Annotated in this window: 17 protein-coding genes; 11 read left to right on the top strand and 6 right to left on the bottom strand. The window is 63.8% G+C overall.

The window, feature by feature from the left end; all coding sequences use genetic code 11:
- Positions 1–8: 8 nt before the first annotated feature.
- A complete protein-coding gene (locus ACODSR_RS01520) occupies positions 9–788 on the bottom strand; it encodes an SDR family NAD(P)-dependent oxidoreductase (RefSeq protein ID WP_489073055.1) in 780 nt (259 codons plus the stop codon).
- A gap of 9 nt (positions 789–797) precedes the next feature.
- Positions 798–1,217: a nuclear transport factor 2 family protein gene (locus tag ACODSR_RS01515; protein ID WP_489073053.1), complete on the bottom strand. Its 420-nt coding sequence runs from the start codon at positions 1,215–1,217 to the stop codon at positions 798–800.
- Between the two features lie 152 nt (positions 1,218–1,369).
- Here ACODSR_RS01515 and ACODSR_RS01510 point away from each other — a divergent pair, with 152 nt between their 5' ends.
- Positions 1,370–2,173 carry an SDR family NAD(P)-dependent oxidoreductase gene (locus ACODSR_RS01510; protein WP_489073051.1) on the top strand — a complete coding sequence of 268 codons (804 nt, stop codon included), beginning with the start codon at positions 1,370–1,372 and terminating at the stop codon, positions 2,171–2,173.
- Positions 2,170–2,952, top strand: a complete 783-nt coding sequence (locus tag ACODSR_RS01505) for an SDR family NAD(P)-dependent oxidoreductase (RefSeq protein WP_489073049.1) — start codon at positions 2,170–2,172, stop codon at positions 2,950–2,952. The genes ACODSR_RS01510 and ACODSR_RS01505 overlap by 4 nt, the downstream gene beginning before the upstream one ends.
- A gap of 80 nt (positions 2,953–3,032) precedes the next feature.
- On the opposite strand, the gene ACODSR_RS01500 is transcribed toward ACODSR_RS01505, so the two are convergent.
- Positions 3,033–3,467, bottom strand: a complete 435-nt coding sequence (locus ACODSR_RS01500) for a nuclear transport factor 2 family protein (protein ID WP_489073047.1) — start codon at positions 3,465–3,467, stop codon at positions 3,033–3,035.
- A gap of 76 nt (positions 3,468–3,543) precedes the next feature.
- Positions 3,544–5,070 carry a fatty acid--CoA ligase gene (locus ACODSR_RS01495; protein ID WP_489073045.1) on the bottom strand — a complete coding sequence of 509 codons (1,527 nt, stop codon included), beginning with the start codon at positions 5,068–5,070 and terminating at the stop codon, positions 3,544–3,546.
- Between the two features lie 164 nt (positions 5,071–5,234).
- Between ACODSR_RS01495 and ACODSR_RS01490 the strand changes: the two genes are divergently transcribed.
- Both ACODSR_RS01490 and ACODSR_RS01485 read left to right on the top strand, forming a co-directional pair.
- Positions 5,235–5,996: an SDR family NAD(P)-dependent oxidoreductase gene (locus ACODSR_RS01490; RefSeq protein ID WP_489073043.1), complete on the top strand. Its 762-nt coding sequence runs from the start codon at positions 5,235–5,237 to the stop codon at positions 5,994–5,996.
- A 14-nt stretch (positions 5,997–6,010) separates the two neighbouring features.
- Complete coding sequence (locus ACODSR_RS01485) at positions 6,011–6,766, top strand: ThuA domain-containing protein (RefSeq protein ID WP_489073041.1); 756 nt, start codon at positions 6,011–6,013, stop codon at positions 6,764–6,766.
- 152 nt (positions 6,767–6,918) lie between these two features.
- Here the strand turns inward: ACODSR_RS01485 and ACODSR_RS01480 are convergent, their stop codons facing one another.
- Together ACODSR_RS01480 and ACODSR_RS01475 are read right to left on the bottom strand one after the other, a co-directional pair.
- Positions 6,919–7,284, bottom strand: a complete 366-nt coding sequence (locus ACODSR_RS01480; RefSeq protein WP_489073039.1) for a Rieske (2Fe-2S) protein — start codon at positions 7,282–7,284, stop codon at positions 6,919–6,921.
- Positions 7,281–8,378 (bottom strand): acyl-CoA dehydrogenase family protein, encoded by a 1,098-nt coding sequence (locus ACODSR_RS01475; protein WP_489073037.1) that lies wholly within the window; start codon positions 8,376–8,378, stop codon positions 7,281–7,283. Before ACODSR_RS01475 ends, ACODSR_RS01480 begins: the two co-directional genes overlap by 4 nt.
- Before the next feature lie 210 nt (positions 8,379–8,588).
- On the opposite strand from ACODSR_RS01475, the gene ACODSR_RS01470 reads away from it, so the two are divergent.
- From ACODSR_RS01470 to ACODSR_RS01440, 7 genes are all read left to right on the top strand, one after another.
- Complete coding sequence (locus tag ACODSR_RS01470; RefSeq protein WP_489073035.1) at positions 8,589–9,476, top strand: helix-turn-helix transcriptional regulator; 888 nt, start codon at positions 8,589–8,591, stop codon at positions 9,474–9,476.
- A 160-nt stretch (positions 9,477–9,636) separates the two neighbouring features.
- Positions 9,637–10,041, top strand: a complete 405-nt coding sequence (locus tag ACODSR_RS01465; RefSeq protein WP_489073033.1) for a Zn-ribbon domain-containing OB-fold protein — start codon at positions 9,637–9,639, stop codon at positions 10,039–10,041.
- A gap of 3 nt (positions 10,042–10,044) precedes the next feature.
- On the top strand, positions 10,045–11,190 hold the full coding sequence (locus ACODSR_RS01460) for a thiolase family protein (RefSeq protein ID WP_489073031.1): 1,146 nt from the start codon (positions 10,045–10,047) through the stop codon (positions 11,188–11,190).
- Between the two features lies 1 nt (position 11,191).
- A complete protein-coding gene (locus ACODSR_RS01455) occupies positions 11,192–12,400 on the top strand; it encodes an acyl-CoA dehydrogenase family protein (RefSeq protein ID WP_489073029.1) in 1,209 nt (402 codons plus the stop codon).
- Positions 12,401–12,431: 31 nt separating this feature from the next.
- Complete coding sequence (locus tag ACODSR_RS01450; protein ID WP_489073027.1) at positions 12,432–13,394, top strand: thiamine pyrophosphate-dependent dehydrogenase E1 component subunit alpha; 963 nt, start codon at positions 12,432–12,434, stop codon at positions 13,392–13,394.
- Positions 13,395–13,412: 18 nt separating this feature from the next.
- Positions 13,413–14,429, top strand: a complete 1,017-nt coding sequence (locus ACODSR_RS01445) for an alpha-ketoacid dehydrogenase subunit beta (RefSeq protein WP_489073025.1) — start codon at positions 13,413–13,415, stop codon at positions 14,427–14,429.
- Positions 14,430–14,436: 7 nt separating this feature from the next.
- The gene (locus ACODSR_RS01440; protein ID WP_489073023.1) at positions 14,437–15,879 is read left to right on the top strand and encodes a dihydrolipoamide acetyltransferase family protein; all 1,443 of its coding nucleotides are present in this window, start codon (positions 14,437–14,439) and stop codon (positions 15,877–15,879) included.
- Positions 15,880–15,906: the final 27 nt, after the last annotated feature.

Below are 15,906 nucleotides of genomic sequence, written 5' to 3'. Positions count from 1 at the left end.
TCGCTAGATCACACCCCGGTCATGCCCGCTGTGGATGCGCCGTCGATGGCATATTCCGCGCCGGAGATGAAACCGGCCTCGTCGGAGGCGAGGAAGGCGACCAGGGCGGCAATATCCTCGACGCTGCCCATACGGCCCATCGGCGACATGCTGTTATAGGCGGCACGCGCACCTTCGGGCGACGCGGACTTGGCGATGATGGCGCTGATCATCTCCGTCTCCACCACGCCCGGCAAAATGGCGTTGCAGCGGATCGGCAGTTTTTCCGTGGCGCAATGGATGGCGATCGACTTGGCCATGGCCAGCACGGCGGCCTTCGTCACCGAATAGGCCATATAATTGCCCATCACCTTGTGCGCCGACATGGACGAATTGATGATGATCGACCCGCACGGCCCGCCGGGATTGGCGCGCATCAGGCGCAGCGCCGTCCGGGCGGTCAGCATCACCCCGGTCTGGTTGACGCCGATGATCCCGGCCCAGCCATCCATGCTGATCGATTCCACGCTGCCGTCGCCGCTTTCGGTCCCCGCATTGGCAAAGGCGATGTCGAGGCGGCCAAATTCGTCGCTGATGAAGGCGGCGACCTTTTCCCAGTCGCGCTCCTCCTGCACCCGCGCCTTGACAAAGCGCGCGCCGGTTTGTGCGCACAGGGTCCGTGCCGCATCTTCGTTCGACCCCGTGAACACGACCTGCGCCCCATCCCGCGCCAGCCGCTGGACGGTCGCGCGGCCTATGCCCGATGTGCCACCAGTGACGATCGCCACCTTGCCCGAAAGATCAGCCATATCTTGTCCTCAATCCGCCATCAGCGTGCCGGTCGCCCGCGCGATCGATGCTGTATCGAAATAATAGGGGGTGATGCCACTGAACTTGTCGCCGCGCAGATGAAATACCTCGCACAGCGGCATGGCCAGCCGCTGGCCATTGTGGCGTGAAGTGGCATGGACGGTCAGCATGACGATCGCATGATCCTCCGACACGGTAATGTCGCTGGTTTCGAGCGACGCATCGTCCCAGAAGGCAAACACCTTGGTATAAAGGTCGCGCAGTGCGCCCTTGCCCAGATATTCCCCGGCATAGGGCAGGCTGTCAGCCTCCAGGATGCGGAAATCGTCGGTCATCATTGCCTCCGCCTCGTCCCAGCGGCCCGCAGCGGTCAGGGCATAGAGATTTTCGACCATCGCGCGAATGGCGGCATAGCGGTGCGAGTCCATGGCAGTCACTCTCCTGTTCCAGCCTAGATGCGCGGTTCGGCACGGCGGCGAACCTGTAAAAAGCGGCAGGTGAAGCGAAGGACCAGTGGGCCGACAAGTCGATCAACAAGAATAGGATGGCCCTGTGCGGGCCTGACGGGAAAGGAATACCGATGGCGGGACGGCTGGACGGACGGGTGGCTCTGGTATCGGGCGCACTGCGAGGCATCGGGCGGGCCATCGCGCAATGCCTGGCCGCCGATGGCGCGACGACGATCATCACCGATCTGGATGCGGAGGATAGTGAGGCGGTAGCCAGCGCGATCGCCGCGATGCCGGGCTGTTCCTATATCCGGCTGGACGCGACGCTGGAGGAGGCGTGGCAGGCCGCGCGCGACCGGGTGATGACGGCGCACGGTCGGCTCGACATATTGGTCAATAATGTCGGCGCGGATCTGACCGGCAAGGTGCAGGATCTGGAACTGGCGACCTGGCGGCGACTGATGACGCTGAACATGGACACGGTGTTTCTGGGAACCAAGACGTTCCAGCCGCTGCTCGCGCAAAGCGGGGCGACGACGCCCTACGGCTCCAGCATCATCAATATCAGCTCGATCATGGGGCTGGTCGGCATGGCCGAAGTGTCGGCCTATAATGCGTCAAAGGGCGCAGTGCGATTGTTCAGCAAGTCCAATGCGCTGGAATTTGCCGATGCGGGCGTGCCGATCCGCGTCAACAGCGTGCATCCCGGCTTTGTCGATACGCCGCTGCTGCGACAAGGGATGGAGCGATGGGCCGCGCGTGACGGGACGTTAACGGCGGACGACCTGATCGACCAGATGGCACAGACAACGCCGATCAAGCGGCTGGCCCAACCCGTCGAGATCGGCAAGGTGGTTGCGTTTCTGGCGAGCGATGACGCCAGCTATATGACCGGCAGCGAGGTTGTCGTGGACGGAGGATGGACGGCGCGATGAGCAGCTTTGATCTGAGCGGCGCGGTAGCGCTGGTGACCGGGGCGAGTGGCGGGATTGGCAGCGCGACCGTCCAGGCGCTGGCCGATGCCGGGGCGACCGTGATCGCGACCGATATGGCGGCCACCACGTCGGTGGCGGGCGCGGCGGACTATCGACCGCTCGACGTGACCGACGAAGCGGGCTGGGCCGCGCTGGCCGACCATGTGGCGGAAACCTATGGGCGGCTCGACATATTGGTGAATAATGCCGGAATTTCCGTCACGGACGCGATTGCCGAAACCAGCCTTGCGACGTTCCGCCAATGCATGAGCATCAACGTCGAAGGCATATTCCTGGGCACCCGCGCCATGGCGGACCTGCTCGCCCGCAGCGGCGCGGACCGGCGGGGCGGATCATCAATCATCAATCTGTCGTCGGTCGGCGGGCTGACGGGTGCGCCGTTCATGTCGGCCTACTGCGCGTCCAAGGGCGCGGTGCGGCTGTTCAGCAAATGTGCGGCGCTGGAATATGCGGCGCTGGGCCAGCCGATCCGCGTCAACAGTGTCCACCCCGGCGGCATCGACACCCATATGATGGATACGATCTACGCCCGCTATGTCGAAACCGGTGCCTTCCCCGACGAAGCGACAGCGCGGGCGAGTATATCGGCAGGCCATGCGCTGGGGCGTATGGGCACGGCGCAGGAAATTGCCGACGGCATCGTCTACCTCGCCGCGCCCGCCGCCAGTTTTGTGACCGGGTCCGAGTTGGTGATCGACGGCGGCATGACCGCGCATTGAAACCGTAAAAAGGACCCGGTCGCGCGATGCGACCGGGTCAATTTCCGCAGCTCCTGGAGAGCGAGCTAGCGGAAATATCGTCAGCTCTGGTGGATGATGGTGAAGGACCGGCTCTGGAAAAACCATTGCCCGTCCCGCTTGACCAACCGGTCATTGTAGCAGGCCCGTGCACGCTTATCCTTGCCGGTGCCCGGCTCGGCATAGACTTCGGAGAAATAGGCGCGCGCCTCCGCCCGATCGCCATCCACCCGGATCATGCCGGGATTGAGCAGGAAGCTGAGCTGGGGATAATGGGGCATGGCGCTGGCCCACAGATCGACAATCGCGTCCTTGCCCGACACGACGCCAAGTTCGGGATAATGCGACAGATCCCAATGGCTGTCCTCCACCCATAGCGAAGCCCATAAATCGCGATCGACGCGATTGACCGCGTCGGCATAGGTTTCGAGCAGTTCGCGAATGGCCAGCCGGTCCTCCAGCGGACCGGAAAAATTGCCAGGAAAACTCGCAGCCAAACCCTCTCTCCTCATCTTCTTTTGTGGGAGGATAGGCCGGGATCAGGCGCCCGGAACCTGCCGGAAATCGCAGGTCTTACCGATACTCGTCGCGCAAAAGGCGGCGCAAAATCTTGCCCGATGGATTGCGGGGCAGATCGGCGCGAAACTCCACCGTCTTGGGGGCCTTGTACGCCGCGATCCGTTCGCGCGCCCAGGCGATGAGCGTCGCGGGATCGGGCATTTCACCCGCGACCGGCACGACGATCGCCTTGACCGCCTCCCCCCATTTGGCGTCCGGCACGCCGATCACCGCGACATCGGCAACGGCGGGGTGGCTGTAGAGCGCATTTTCCACTTCCGCCGGATAGACATTCTCGCCCCCGGTGATGATCATGTCCTTGATCCGATCGGCCAGGTAGAGATAGCCGTCCGCGTCCATCCAGCCCGCGTCCCCTGTGCGCAACCAGCCGTCCGCGTCGATCGCTTCGGCGGTCGCGTCGGGCCGGTCGAAATAACCGATCATATTGGCCTGCGACGCGACCAGTATCTCGCCGATCGCACCGGGCGGCAACGTATCGCCGCCCTCGTCCGCGATCCGCACCTTCACGCCGGGCAGCGGCAGGCCGATGCCGCGCATCCTCTCGCTCCCGGCCGGATCATGATCCTGCGGTGGTAGGCCGATGATGGTCCCGGCCGTTTCGGTCATACCGTACATCTGGGCAAATCCGCAGCCGATGACGGCGATCGCTTGCCGCAACAGATCGAGCGGGATCGCCGATCCGCCGTAGCAGATCGTGCGCAGGAAACTGAAATCGGTATCGGCGGCGGCGGGATGATCGCACAATATGCGCAGCGCCGTCGGCACCAGCATGATCTTGCTGATGCGGAAGGTGACGAGCAGGTCCAGCACGCGCGCGGGATCGAACTCGCGCACCACCACGCCCTTCGCGCCATGCTGGAGCGTCCACAGGCCCCAGCCCGATCCGCTGATGTGGAAGATGGGCATCGCGATCAGCGACACGTCCTGCGCCGTCCAGCGATACCAGTCGGGCAGGTCCGGCTCCGACGCGCGCAGTCCGAGCAGGCTGCGGTTGGAGAGCATCGCGCCCTTGGGATTGCCCGTGGTGCCGGACGTGTAGAGCATCAGCACCGCATCGTCATAGCCGCCGTCGCGGCGTGGGTCAGCATCGGACTGCGCGTCGCGACAGTCGGCAAAGAGCGGGTGATCGCCGTACGGATCGGTCAGCAAGATCGTCGCCCCCTGCCCCGCCACCCGATCGAGAAATTCTGGTTCGACCAGGATCAGGCAGGGGCGCGCGTCAGCCAATATATAGGCGACCTCCGGCGGAGCGAGCCGCCAGTTGACCGGCACGGTGACCATGCCCGCCTTGGCCGCGCCCAGCCAGAAACCGAAATAGTCATCGCGATTCTTGCCGAGATAGGCGACGCGATCACCCGGCACATGCCCCGCCGCGATCAGCGCATTGGCGACCCGGCTGGCCTGCCGGTCGAGCGCAGCATAGCTGGTTTCGCGCCCCTCGAAGACCAGGGCGATGGCATCGGGCGTCGCGGCGGCGTGCGCCCGGACATGATCCGTTACTGTGATGGCGCTCTTCCCCATGATCCCTCCGCTTGGACGGCCTGCATAGCGCATAATGCCGGGGCGTCGCCCTGTCACAATCGCTAAGGCTCCCATCTACCCCTGACGGTTTTGTCAGTGGAATGCGCGGCCAATGCCGGTAAACAGGCAGGCGATTGAAAAGAAGATAAGGAAAGGATGCCGTCATGGACATTGGTTTGAAAGGGCGCAAAGCCATTCTTGCAGGTGCCAATGCCAGCATTGGTCGCGCTGTCGCCAAGATACTCGCCGCCGAAGGCTGCGACGTCGCGCTATGCGGCCGCACCCAGGACAAGGTCGATCTGGTCGTCGCCGAAGTGCAGGCGCTGGGTGTGCGCGGCATCGGCGCGTCGGTGGACGTGACCGATGCAGAGGCGTTTCCCGGCTGGGTCGCCAGCGCCGCGCAGCAACTGGGCGGCTGCGACATTTTCATTTCCTTCGTCTCGGTCAATCCGGGGGTCGATACGCCCGAAGCCTGGACCACGGTGCTGAACGGCGACATATTGCCGCTGGTGCGTGGCATCCACGCCGCCCTGCCCGCGCTGGAACAGTCCGATGCCGGGTCGATCGTCACCATCTCCTCCACCGGGGCGCTGGAGGACTTCATGGGGCCGCAGCCCTATAATGCGCTGAAGGCCGCAGTGATCAATTACAGCGCCGCGCTGGCGCAGAAACATGCGCCGCAGGGATTGCGGGTCAATTGCGTGTCGCCCGGTCCGATTTTCACCGAAGATGGTCCCTGGGCCTATATCAAGGAACATATGGCCGATTTTCATGACGGTATCCTCAAGCAGATCCCGTTCGGTCGGATGGGTACGGGCGAGGAACTGGCCAAGGCGATCGCCTTCATCGCCTCGCCCGCCTGCCGCTACATGACCGGGGCCAATGTGCTGATCGACGGCGGCCTGACCAAGGGTGTGCAATATTGAGCGAGGCGGTGGCGATGAGCGAGACGGAGCCCGCCCGCATCAATTGCGTGCTGATCGTCGGCGGGCTTTACCATGACATGGATTTTGCCCGGCTGGAATTGCTCAAGCTGCTGGGCGACGATCCGCGCGTGCGGACCCGCGTGTTCGAGGATTATGGCCATCTCGACGCCATCCTCGCCGCCGACATGCTGATCACCTATACCTGCGACGTCGTGCCGCCGCTGCCCGCGCAGGAGGCGCTGCGCCAATGGGTGCAGGGCGGCGGGCGCTGGTATGCGCTGCACGGCACCAATTCGGTGCTGCGGCTGTTCGACAATGGCCTCTATGGCAGTCCGCGCTGGGCGCCGCTGATGATGGAAACGCTGGGCAGCCAGTTCATCGCCCATCCGCCGATCGCGCCCTACCGGGTCGAAGTGGCCGATGCCGAGCATCCGTTGACGCGCGGCATCGCACCGTTCGAGACGACCGACGAGCTGTATCTGATGGAGCGGCATGGCGACCTGCACGTCCTGCTCGACACCGAATTTGCGGGCGAAGCGACCGGCTTTGACGAACATGACTGGGCGCAGGACCGGCACCCGGTGATGTATATCAAGGCGCAGGGCAAGGGCGCGGTGCTGTACAATACGCTGGGCCATTGCCGCGGCCATTATGACATGCAGCCATTTCTGGACTGGTGGCCCACCGTCGATCGCTGCGCATGGGACCTGCCCGTCTTTTACGACCTGCTGCGGCGGGGGATCGAGTGGTGCAAGGATAAGGGCGGATAAACTCGCCGAAATCCTCCCCTGGCAGGGGAGGTGGCAGGGCGAAGCCCTGACGGTGGGGTGTCGCCCTCTCGATAGGGTGACACCCCTCCACCACCGCTTCGCGGCGGTCCCCCTCCCCTTGCAGGGAAGGAACTTTGCATCATTCACCCCAATTAAATCAATTGCTTAATGGGCATATCCTCCGCACCCGGCGCTGCATCCGGCACCGCCACCTCGATCCAGCCGTCCACGCTTTCGCGCCAGGGGTAGAGTTTGAGCGGCTTGTAATCCGCTCCACCCAGACATGCTCCATTATCGAGCTTGAAGCGCGCGCCGTGCAGCGGACACATCACCGCACCGCGCCGCACCCGTCCACCCGGTGCCAGTTCCGCTGCGGCATGGCTGCAACGGTTGATTAGGGCGTGGACCTTCCCCTCATCCTTGCAGATCAGCACGGGCCAGCCATTGACGAGAAACGGCAGCATCGCCCGGTCCTCGACGGCACTCGCCTCTACCACCCGATGATAACTCTCCGTCATGGCCGTTCCGTTACGCCACTGGTGAGCGCAATATAAGCGACTATGTCATGGTCAGTGTCGCCAAGCAGCGTGGCCAGCGTCATTACCCGCTTGAACGCCTGCCCCACCATCAGTTCCTCGGTCGTGCCGATGCCGCCATGCAACTGCACCGCCTCCTCAGCCACCTGCATCGCACTCTGGGCGATATAGGCCTTGGCCCCCATGACCGCAGCGGCACAGGTCTCGCTATCGGCGGCAGCGGCACGGTATAAGTGCGAGCGGCTGAGTTCGACGCGGGTGTAGCAATCGGCCATGCGATGCTGGATTGCCTGAAAGCTGCCGATCGGTTGGCCAAATTGCTGGCGCGTTTTGATATAGTCGAGCGTGGCAGCAAACATCATGTCCATCAGCCCCAGCAATTCGCCGCAAATGGCAAGCCGCGCCTGATCCAGAGCCTGCGCTAAAGCAGCCTCCCCGCCCGCCATCGGCTGGGCCGGTGTGTCGACAAACTGCACAACAGCGGCAATCGACCCATCGACCAGCCGATAGGGGGTAATGGTGATGCCGGGCGCATTGGCATCGGCCAGGTGAAGCGTCAGCGCGCCCTCGCCCGTCCGCGCCGCGACCAGCAGATGATCGGCATAGCTGCCGCCCAGCACTATCTGCTTGGTGCCGCTGATCCGGCCATCATGGGCACGGGTTTTGATGCCGTCGAGGTCGAAGCGCGCCTGCCCCTCAAACAGGGCAGCGGCGACGATCGCCTCGCCCGACGCGATTTCGGGCAACAGCGTCGCTTTCTGACTTTCCGTCCCCGCCGCTGCGACCAGCCCGGCCCCTAATATGATCGCAGGCAGCACCGGCTCCACCGCGACGCAACGGCCCAGCGCCTCCATCACAGTGATGACATCCACCGCCGCCCCGCCAAATCCTCCGGCTTCTTCCGGCAGCGCAAAGGCCAACAAACCGGTTTCCGCCAGCATTCCCCAGTTGGCGTCGGCAAACCCGCGCGGCTGGCGCAGATAGGCGAGACGGCGGGTGGCGTCATAATGATCCGCACCGAACCGGTCGACCAGATCGCGAAGCATGGCCTGCTCTTCGCTGAGATCGAAATTCAAGCCACCATCCCCCGGTCTGTCATGGCTGGAGCGCGTCCTGCGCTGCCCCGCTGTTGCTGTTCCATGACGCTTTTATGCACGGTGAGCGGGCGCGGCGTTGACTGGGCTTTCCGCTAGGTTCGCGATGCAATGGCGCGGCCAACAGAACCTAGCACTAGTCATAGGTTTTTGCGCTTGTCGCCATCGCGCGACAGGCATAGCATCATCGCTATGGAGAGATCAGGTGACATGCTCGTCGCCGCCCGGTCCGACAATGGGGACGCTGCAAAGACAGTGACCGATTTTCGTATGGGCAGGCAGGTTCCAACCGCGATTCAGTCGGCCGCCGACATCAGGCCCGCTGCCGAAGCGCTACGCGACATTGCCCGCGATCTGGGCAATTTCCGCGTCGCCGCCTGCGCCAATATCGCATCGCGATCGCCCATGACAGACGCCGATGGCGATGTGCTGGCCAGCGGCGTGTTTGGCTGGCCCGCGACCAAGGAACAATGGTGGCAAAAGCCGCTGCTGGCGCTCAGTTCGCCGCTGACATTCGCCTGTCGCTACGAAAATGAACCCTTCTGGGCCAATGCCCATGGCATCCACACCCGCGCGCCCAATCCCCTGCTCGACCAGATTGACCTCAGCCTTTTCCAGGGCGAAGTGAATGCGAATGCGGTCATTTGCGTACCGGTCCATATGTCCTTCGGTCAGATCGCGGCGATCAGCTTCTCGCCCTTCAATGACAAGCGCGACGATCTGAGCAAGGAATTCGATCTTTACAGCGACCAGCTGGAATATCATGCCCGCCGCTTCGTCCATGGCTATACCCGCGTGTCGAGCCAGCGCCCCTGGATCCCCAAGAACTGCCGCCTGTCCAAGCGGGAGGTCGAATGTCTGCGCTGGGCGGCGGTGGGCAAGACCGACGTCGAGATCGCCCTGATCCTGGAGCGCAGCTGCGCCACCGTGCGCTTCCATATCCACAATGCCGCGATCAAGCTGGAGGCGGTGAACCGCAGCCAGACCGTGTTCAAGGCAACCCAGCTTGGCTATCTGGGCAATGTTGCCGCCGTGATGGTCCCCCATCCGCAGATCGAGGCACAGGTCGCCGCGAAATAAGCTCCCTCCCCCTTGGGACACAGCATGGGCCAGCCGGGCAACCGGCTGGTCTTTTTTGTCTGGAGCGAAAGGCCGGCCGCGAACCTATGCTTTCTTACAGAAGCCTTTGCCCAATCTCCTTCCCATAGTGGCTCGACACAAGGATGAGAGGGTTGAGACGTTGGGCGCATCTGCCATTGGCGAAGGACTGTTCCGGGAGACACCCGAACCGACCCTGATCGGCGGTCGCCATCGTGAGACAGGGCGGATCGTCTTTCCCTGCCCTGACGATGGCGCGCGCTGGGAGGCCGTGGATCTGCCGCGTCGGGGAACGCTCTGGTCCTGGACGGTGCAGCGGTTTCGTCCCAAGTCGCCACCCTATATCGGGCCGGAGGATTTTGCTCCCTTCGCCATCGGCTATGTCGAATTGCCCGGCGCGACGATCGTGGAGACGCAGCTGACCGGCGTGGATTTTGACCGGCTGACGATCGGCATGGCCATGGAATTGACGACCATCGCCTTCTCCACCGACGCGAACGGCAACGAAGTCCGCCTCTACGCCTTCACCCCCGTGACGGAGGGCTGAGCGATGCAGGACGTCTATATCGTAGGGATCGGCATCCATCCATTCGGTCGCACCGACGGGGTCAGCGGGTTGCAACAGGGCGCGAACGCCGCACGCGCAGCTATGGCCGACGCGGGCCTGGAATGGCCCGACATGCAATTCGGTTTCGGCGGATCGGATTCGGCAGGCAATGCCGACACGATCGTCAACGAACTGGGGCTGACCGGCCTGCCCTTCATCAACGTCAAAAATGGCTGCGCCACCGGCGGGTCGGCGCTGATCGGGTCATGGCAGGCGATCGCGTCGGGCGCGCATGATGTCGGCATCGCCATTGGCTTCGACAAGCATCCGCGTGGCGCGTTCAATGCCCTGCCCGCCGAATATAGCCTGCCCGAATGGTATGGCGAAGCAGGCTTCATGGTGACCACCCAGTTTTTCGCGATGAAGCTGCAACGCTATATGGCGCTACATGGCATCAGCCCGACATCGCTGGGTCGGGTCGCGGAAAAGGCGTTTCGCAATGCTGTTCATGCCGACCATGCCTCGCGTCGATCGCCGGTCGATATCGACACGATCCTGAACGCCCAGATGATCAGCGACCCGCTGACCAAATATATGTTCTGTTCGCCAGCCGAGGGCGGGGTCGCGCTGGTGCTGGCGAGCGCGAAGAAGGCGCGCGAACTGGGCCGCGATCAGGTGCGGATCAAGGCGGCGGTGGTGCGGACGCGCCCGCCCGGATCGTTCGAGGTGTTCGCCCCCTGCATGGACATAGAAAGGGGCGGCGCACCGACCCTGCTGGCCAGCAAGGCGGCCTATGAGATGGCCGGAATCGGCCCGCAGGACATTGACCTGGCCCAATTGCAGGACACCGAGTCCGGCGCGGAAATCATGCACATGGCCGAAAACGGCTTTTGTGGCGATGGCGATCAGGAAGAATGGCTGGCCAATGGCTGGACCAATATTGACGGCCGCTTGCCGGTGAACACCGATGGCGGGTGCCTCGCCTGCGGCGAGCCGATCGGCGCGTCGGGCCTGCGGCAGGTCTATGAAAATGCGCTGCAACTGCGCGGGCTTGGTGGCGGGCGGCAGGTGCCGGGCAAACCGCGCACCGCTTACTCCCATGTTTACGGCGCACCGGGCATTTCCGGCGTGACCATATTGGAACGATAAGATGGACCTGGATTTTTCCCCGCAGGATCAGGCGTTCCGCGCCGAGGTTCGCCGCTTTCTGGACGAGCATCTGCCCCATCATCTGCGCGAGGGGATGCGTGGCACGCCCGGCGTGTTCGTGGAGCCGGACATTGGCGGCGAATGGCAGGCGATCCTGCACGCCAGGGGATGGCTGGCCTATAACTGGCCGGTCGCCTGCGGCGGCACTGGCTGGACGCCGATCCAGCGCTATATTTTCGAGAAGGAATGTGCGCTGGCCGACGCGCCCAGCCTGCCGGTGCTGAGCCTTAAATTGCTGGGACCAGTGATCTGCCGGTTTGGCACCGACGAGCAGAAGGCGCGCATATTGCCGCGGATTCTCGACGGGACGGACTTTTGGTGTCAGGGCTTTTCGGAGCCAGGATCAGGATCAGACCTTGCCAGCCTGCGGACGCGGGCAGAGCGGCGCGGCGATCATTATGTCGTCAACGGACGCAAGCTGTGGACCACCCACGCGCACCATGCGACCCATATCTTCTGCCTCGCCAAGACCGACCCCGCCGCCAAGCCGCAGCGCGCGATCAGCTTCCTGTTGATCGACATGGCGCAGCCGGGGATAGAGGTGCGTCCGATCATCGGGCTGGCGGGCGATCATGAGGTCAATGAGGTGTTTCTGGACGACGCCATCACCCCCGCCAGCGAATTGGTGGGCGAAGAGGGGCAAGGCTGGACCATCGCCAAATTCCTGCTGGAAAATGAACGCGGCGGCGCGTGCCATGCGCCCAAATTGCTGTCGGACATCGCCCGGCTGCGCAAGGCGGCGGGTGCGGAGCCGGACGGCAAGGGCGGCTGCATGAACGATGATCCCCATTATATGGCGCGGCTGGCGCGGGTCGAGCTGGAGGCGCAGGCGCTGGAAATGACCGAGTTGCGCGTACTGGCGGAAATGGCCAAGGGGCTGCCGCCCGGCCCGCAGACATCGCTGTCCAAACTGGTCGCCTCCACCCTGCGGCAACAGGTCGACGGGCTGGCGGTGCAGCTTTACGGCTATGCCGGGATCGCGCTGGAGGGGCAAAGGCCGCTCTATGGCAATCAGGCGCCACCCGCCCTGCATGGCAAGGCCGCGCAACTCGCCGCGCCCCGCTATCTCAATTCACGCGCCTGGACCATCTTTGGCGGGACCAATGAGGTTCAGCGCAATATCATAGCAAAAACGGTTCTGGGGCTGTGACCGGCAGAATCAATCGATCGGGAGAGACGATATGCAATTGAGCCGCGAGGCACTGATCCGGGCCTATCGTCAAATGAAGACGATCCGCCTGTTCGAGGAGCGCCTGCACGACGAAATCGCGCTGGGCGAGATTGCCGGCTTCACCCATCTCTATGCGGGGCAGGAGGCCTGCGCCGTGGGGGTGTGCGAACATCTGGGGCCGACCGACTATATCATCTCCACCCATCGCGGCCATGGCCATTGCATCGCCAAAGGGTGTGACGTCATCGCGATGATGAAGGAGATTTACGGGTCGCGCGACGGCCTGTGCAAGGGCAAGGGCGGATCTATGCACATTGCCGACATGAATGTCGGGATGCTGGGCGCAAACGGCATTGTCGGCGCAGGCGCGCCGATCGCGGTGGGCGCAGGCATTACGGCCAAGAGCAACGGCACCGTCTCGATCGCCTTTTCCGGCGACGGCGCCTGCAACCAGGGTACGACGTTCGAGGCGATGAACATGGCGGTGGTGCTGAAACTGCCGGTCATCTTCGTGTTCGAGAATAACCATTATTCCGAACATACCGGCGAAGCCTATGCCGTCGGCGCTGAAAGCATGACGGTCCGGTCGGCAGCATTCGGGATGAAGGCGATCAAGGCCAATGGCATCGACTTTTTCAGCGTATATGACGCGATGCGCGAGCTGATCGACTATTGCAAGGCGGGCAATGGCCCGGCCTCGATCGAGCTGGATTGCGAGCGCTTCTACGGCCATTTCGAGGGTGATCCGCAGCGCTATCGCGGGCCGGGTGAACTGGACCGAATCCGCGAAGAACGCGACTGCCTCAAGACATTCCGCACCAGGGTGACGGAGGCCAAGCTGCTGGAAGGGGCCGAACTGGACAAGGTCGACGCAGAAGTCACCGAGCTGATCGACCGGGCGGTGGCGGAGGCCAAGCTGGCCGACCGGCCGACGCCGCAGGATGTCCTGCAAGACGTCTATATCAGCTACTGACGCCAGGAGGATCGACATATGGCAATCAAAATGATCCGCGACGTCATTCGCGACACGATCGATGCGGAAATGGCGCGCGACGACAGCCTGATCATGCTGGGCGAGGATATTGTCGGCGGCAATGGCGCGCCTGGCGGGCCGGAAGCCATCGGTGGTATCTGGGGCACATCGGGCGGGCTATGGGCCAAATATGGCGCTGACCGGGTGATCGACACGCCGATTTCCGAAAGCGCCATCATCGGCGCGGCGGCGGGCGCGGCACTGACGGGAAAGCGGGCGATCGCGGAGATCATGTTCGCCGACTTCATCGGCGTGTGCATGGACCAGATCTGGAATCAGGTCGCCAAGTTCCGCTATATGTTCGGCGGCAAGACGACCTGCCCGCTCGTCATCCGTATGCCCTATGGTGCCGGCTTCAACGCAGCGCCCCAGCATAGCCAGGTGATCCACCAGTTCGTCACCGCCATGCCGGGGCTGAAGGTCGTGATGCCCTCCACCCCCGCCGATGCCAAGGGGCTGCTGACCCAGGCGATCCGCGACGATGACCCGGTGATCTTTCTTGAGCATAAGGCGCTCTATGGCGTGAAGGGCGAGGTGCCGGACGGGGACTATACCATCCCCTTCGGCCACGCCCGGCAGGTGACTCAGGGTGATGACATCACCATATTGGCCACCGGCATGATGGTGGGCTTTGCCGAGAAAGCCGCAGCACAACTGGCGCAGGATGGCATCGGGTGCGACATACTCGACCTGCGCACCACCAGCCCGCTGGACGAGGAAGCGATCCTCGACAGTGTTGAGCGGACCGGACGGCTGCTGATCGTCGATGAAGCGCCGCCGCGCTGTTCCTTCGCGACCGACCTCTCGGCGCTGGTCGCGCAAAAGGCGTTCGCATCATTGAAAGCGCCGATCGACATGGTCACCGCGCCGCACAGCCCGGTGCCATTCGCACGCGAACTTGAATCCGCCTATCTGCCCTCGCCCGACAAGATCGTGGCGAGCGCGGTGAAGCTCATGTCCTACCGGCGGGGATAAGCACATCATGGCCAATCTGCGCGCATTTGCGATGCCCAAATGGGGCATAGAGATGACCGAGGGCGTCGTTGCCGAATGGATGGTTGCCGAGGGCGTGCCATTCAAAAAGGGCGACCTGCTCGCACTCATCGAAACCGACAAGATCACCAATGAGGTCGAGGCAGAGGCCGACGGGATGTTCCCGCGCCTGATAGCCCAGACCGGCGGCACCTATCCGGTTGGCGAACTGATCGCCGTACTGGCGGGGCCAGACGATGCCGTCAGTGCGGCTGACGTCGATGCCTTCGTCGCCGGGTTCAGGCCTGCCGACAGCAAGGTCGCGTCGAAGGCGGGCGGTGCGCCACCGCCCCCTGCGCCCGCCCCGGCAGCACCTGCGCCGGTCAAGGTCGCCATCGCCGCCGACGCGCGGATCAGCCCGGCGGCGCGCGCCTTTGCGCAAGCGCAGGGCGTGGATATCAGCGCGATCACCGGGTCCGGCCCGGACGGGCGTATCACCTTTCAGGATGTGCAGCAGGCCAGCCTGCCGCCGGTCGCTATTGGCGGTGGCGCGCCAGTGGACCTGACGCCGGTGGGCGAGACGCTGGGTCATGTGTTTGCCAGTCCGCTGGCGAAACGGCTGGCGGTGCAGCATGGCGTGGACCTGACCGGCGTGACCGGCACGGGGCCAAAGGGGCGGATCGGCAAGGCGGACGTGCTGGCGCTGGTGAAGCCGGTGGCAGTAGCCCAAGCGGCACCATCCGCACCGATCGCCTTTGCCCGTCCTGCCCCCGGCACGGCGGAGATCGTCAAAATGTCGCCAATGCGCAAGGCGATCGCAAAAGCGCTGAGCCACAGCAAATCGACCATCCCGCATTTCTACCTGCGCACCGCTGTCAGGATCGACGCGATCCTGGGCTTGCGTGCGCAGGCGAAGGCGGCGACCGGCGAAGCGCCCAGCATCAACGACTATATCGTGCGCGCCTGCGCGCTGGCGCTGGCGCGTCACCCTGACGTCAATGTGCAGGTGCATGGCGACGAGATCCATCGCTTCGGCAGCGCGGACATTGCAGTGGCCGTCGCGACCGACAAGGGACTGATCACGCCCATCGTGAAGGGCGCCGACACGCTGTCGGTTGCTGCAATCTCACGCGAAGTGAAGGCGCTGGCGGAAAAGGCGCGAACCGGGCGGTTGCAGCCGGACGAGTTTCAGGGCGGCAGTTTCTCGGTCAGCAACCTCGGCATGTTCGGCATCGACCAGTTCGATGCGATCATCAACCCGCCGCAGGGCGCGATCCTGGCGGTGGGTGCTGGCACACGCCAGCCGATCGAGATCGGCAACGCGCTGGCCTTTGCCACCATCGTTCAACTCTCGCTGTCGTGCGACCATCGCGCGATCGATGGCGCGGTGGGCGCAGCTTTCATGCAGACACTCAAAGGCCTGATCGAGGAACCCGCGCTGCTCGTGGGATAAGGGGTCGGGGGCCGTGGGAGCGGCCCC

Source organism: Sphingobium sp. FG125 (assembly GCF_057809795.1).
This window is presented reverse-complemented; position numbering and strand designations above follow the sequence as displayed.

What these genes read in the sequence shown, in the direction of transcription:
- ACODSR_RS01520 (WP_489073055.1), bottom strand. Translation starts at nt 788, where the DNA reads ATGGCTGATCTTTCGGGCAAGGTGGCGATCGTCACTGGTGGCACATCG.
- ACODSR_RS01515 (WP_489073053.1), bottom strand. Translation starts at nt 1,217, where the DNA reads ATGGACTCGCACCGCTATGCCGCCATTCGCGCGATGGTCGAAAATCTC.
- ACODSR_RS01510 (WP_489073051.1), top strand. Translation starts at nt 1,370, where the DNA reads ATGGCGGGACGGCTGGACGGACGGGTGGCTCTGGTATCGGGCGCACTG.
- ACODSR_RS01505 (WP_489073049.1), top strand. Translation starts at nt 2,170, where the DNA reads ATGAGCAGCTTTGATCTGAGCGGCGCGGTAGCGCTGGTGACCGGGGCG.
- ACODSR_RS01495 (WP_489073045.1), bottom strand. Translation starts at nt 5,070, where the DNA reads ATGGGGAAGAGCGCCATCACAGTAACGGATCATGTCCGGGCGCACGCC.
- ACODSR_RS01490 (WP_489073043.1), top strand. Translation starts at nt 5,235, where the DNA reads ATGGACATTGGTTTGAAAGGGCGCAAAGCCATTCTTGCAGGTGCCAAT.
- ACODSR_RS01485 (WP_489073041.1), top strand. Translation starts at nt 6,011, where the DNA reads ATGAGCGAGACGGAGCCCGCCCGCATCAATTGCGTGCTGATCGTCGGC.
- ACODSR_RS01480 (WP_489073039.1), bottom strand. Translation starts at nt 7,284, where the DNA reads ATGACGGAGAGTTATCATCGGGTGGTAGAGGCGAGTGCCGTCGAGGAC.
- ACODSR_RS01470 (WP_489073035.1), top strand. Translation starts at nt 8,589, where the DNA reads ATGGAGAGATCAGGTGACATGCTCGTCGCCGCCCGGTCCGACAATGGG.
- ACODSR_RS01460 (WP_489073031.1), top strand. Translation starts at nt 10,045, where the DNA reads ATGCAGGACGTCTATATCGTAGGGATCGGCATCCATCCATTCGGTCGC.
- ACODSR_RS01455 (WP_489073029.1), top strand. Translation starts at nt 11,192, where the DNA reads ATGGACCTGGATTTTTCCCCGCAGGATCAGGCGTTCCGCGCCGAGGTT.
- ACODSR_RS01450 (WP_489073027.1), top strand. Translation starts at nt 12,432, where the DNA reads ATGCAATTGAGCCGCGAGGCACTGATCCGGGCCTATCGTCAAATGAAG.
- ACODSR_RS01445 (WP_489073025.1), top strand. Translation starts at nt 13,413, where the DNA reads ATGGCAATCAAAATGATCCGCGACGTCATTCGCGACACGATCGATGCG.
- ACODSR_RS01440 (WP_489073023.1), top strand. Translation starts at nt 14,437, where the DNA reads ATGGCCAATCTGCGCGCATTTGCGATGCCCAAATGGGGCATAGAGATG.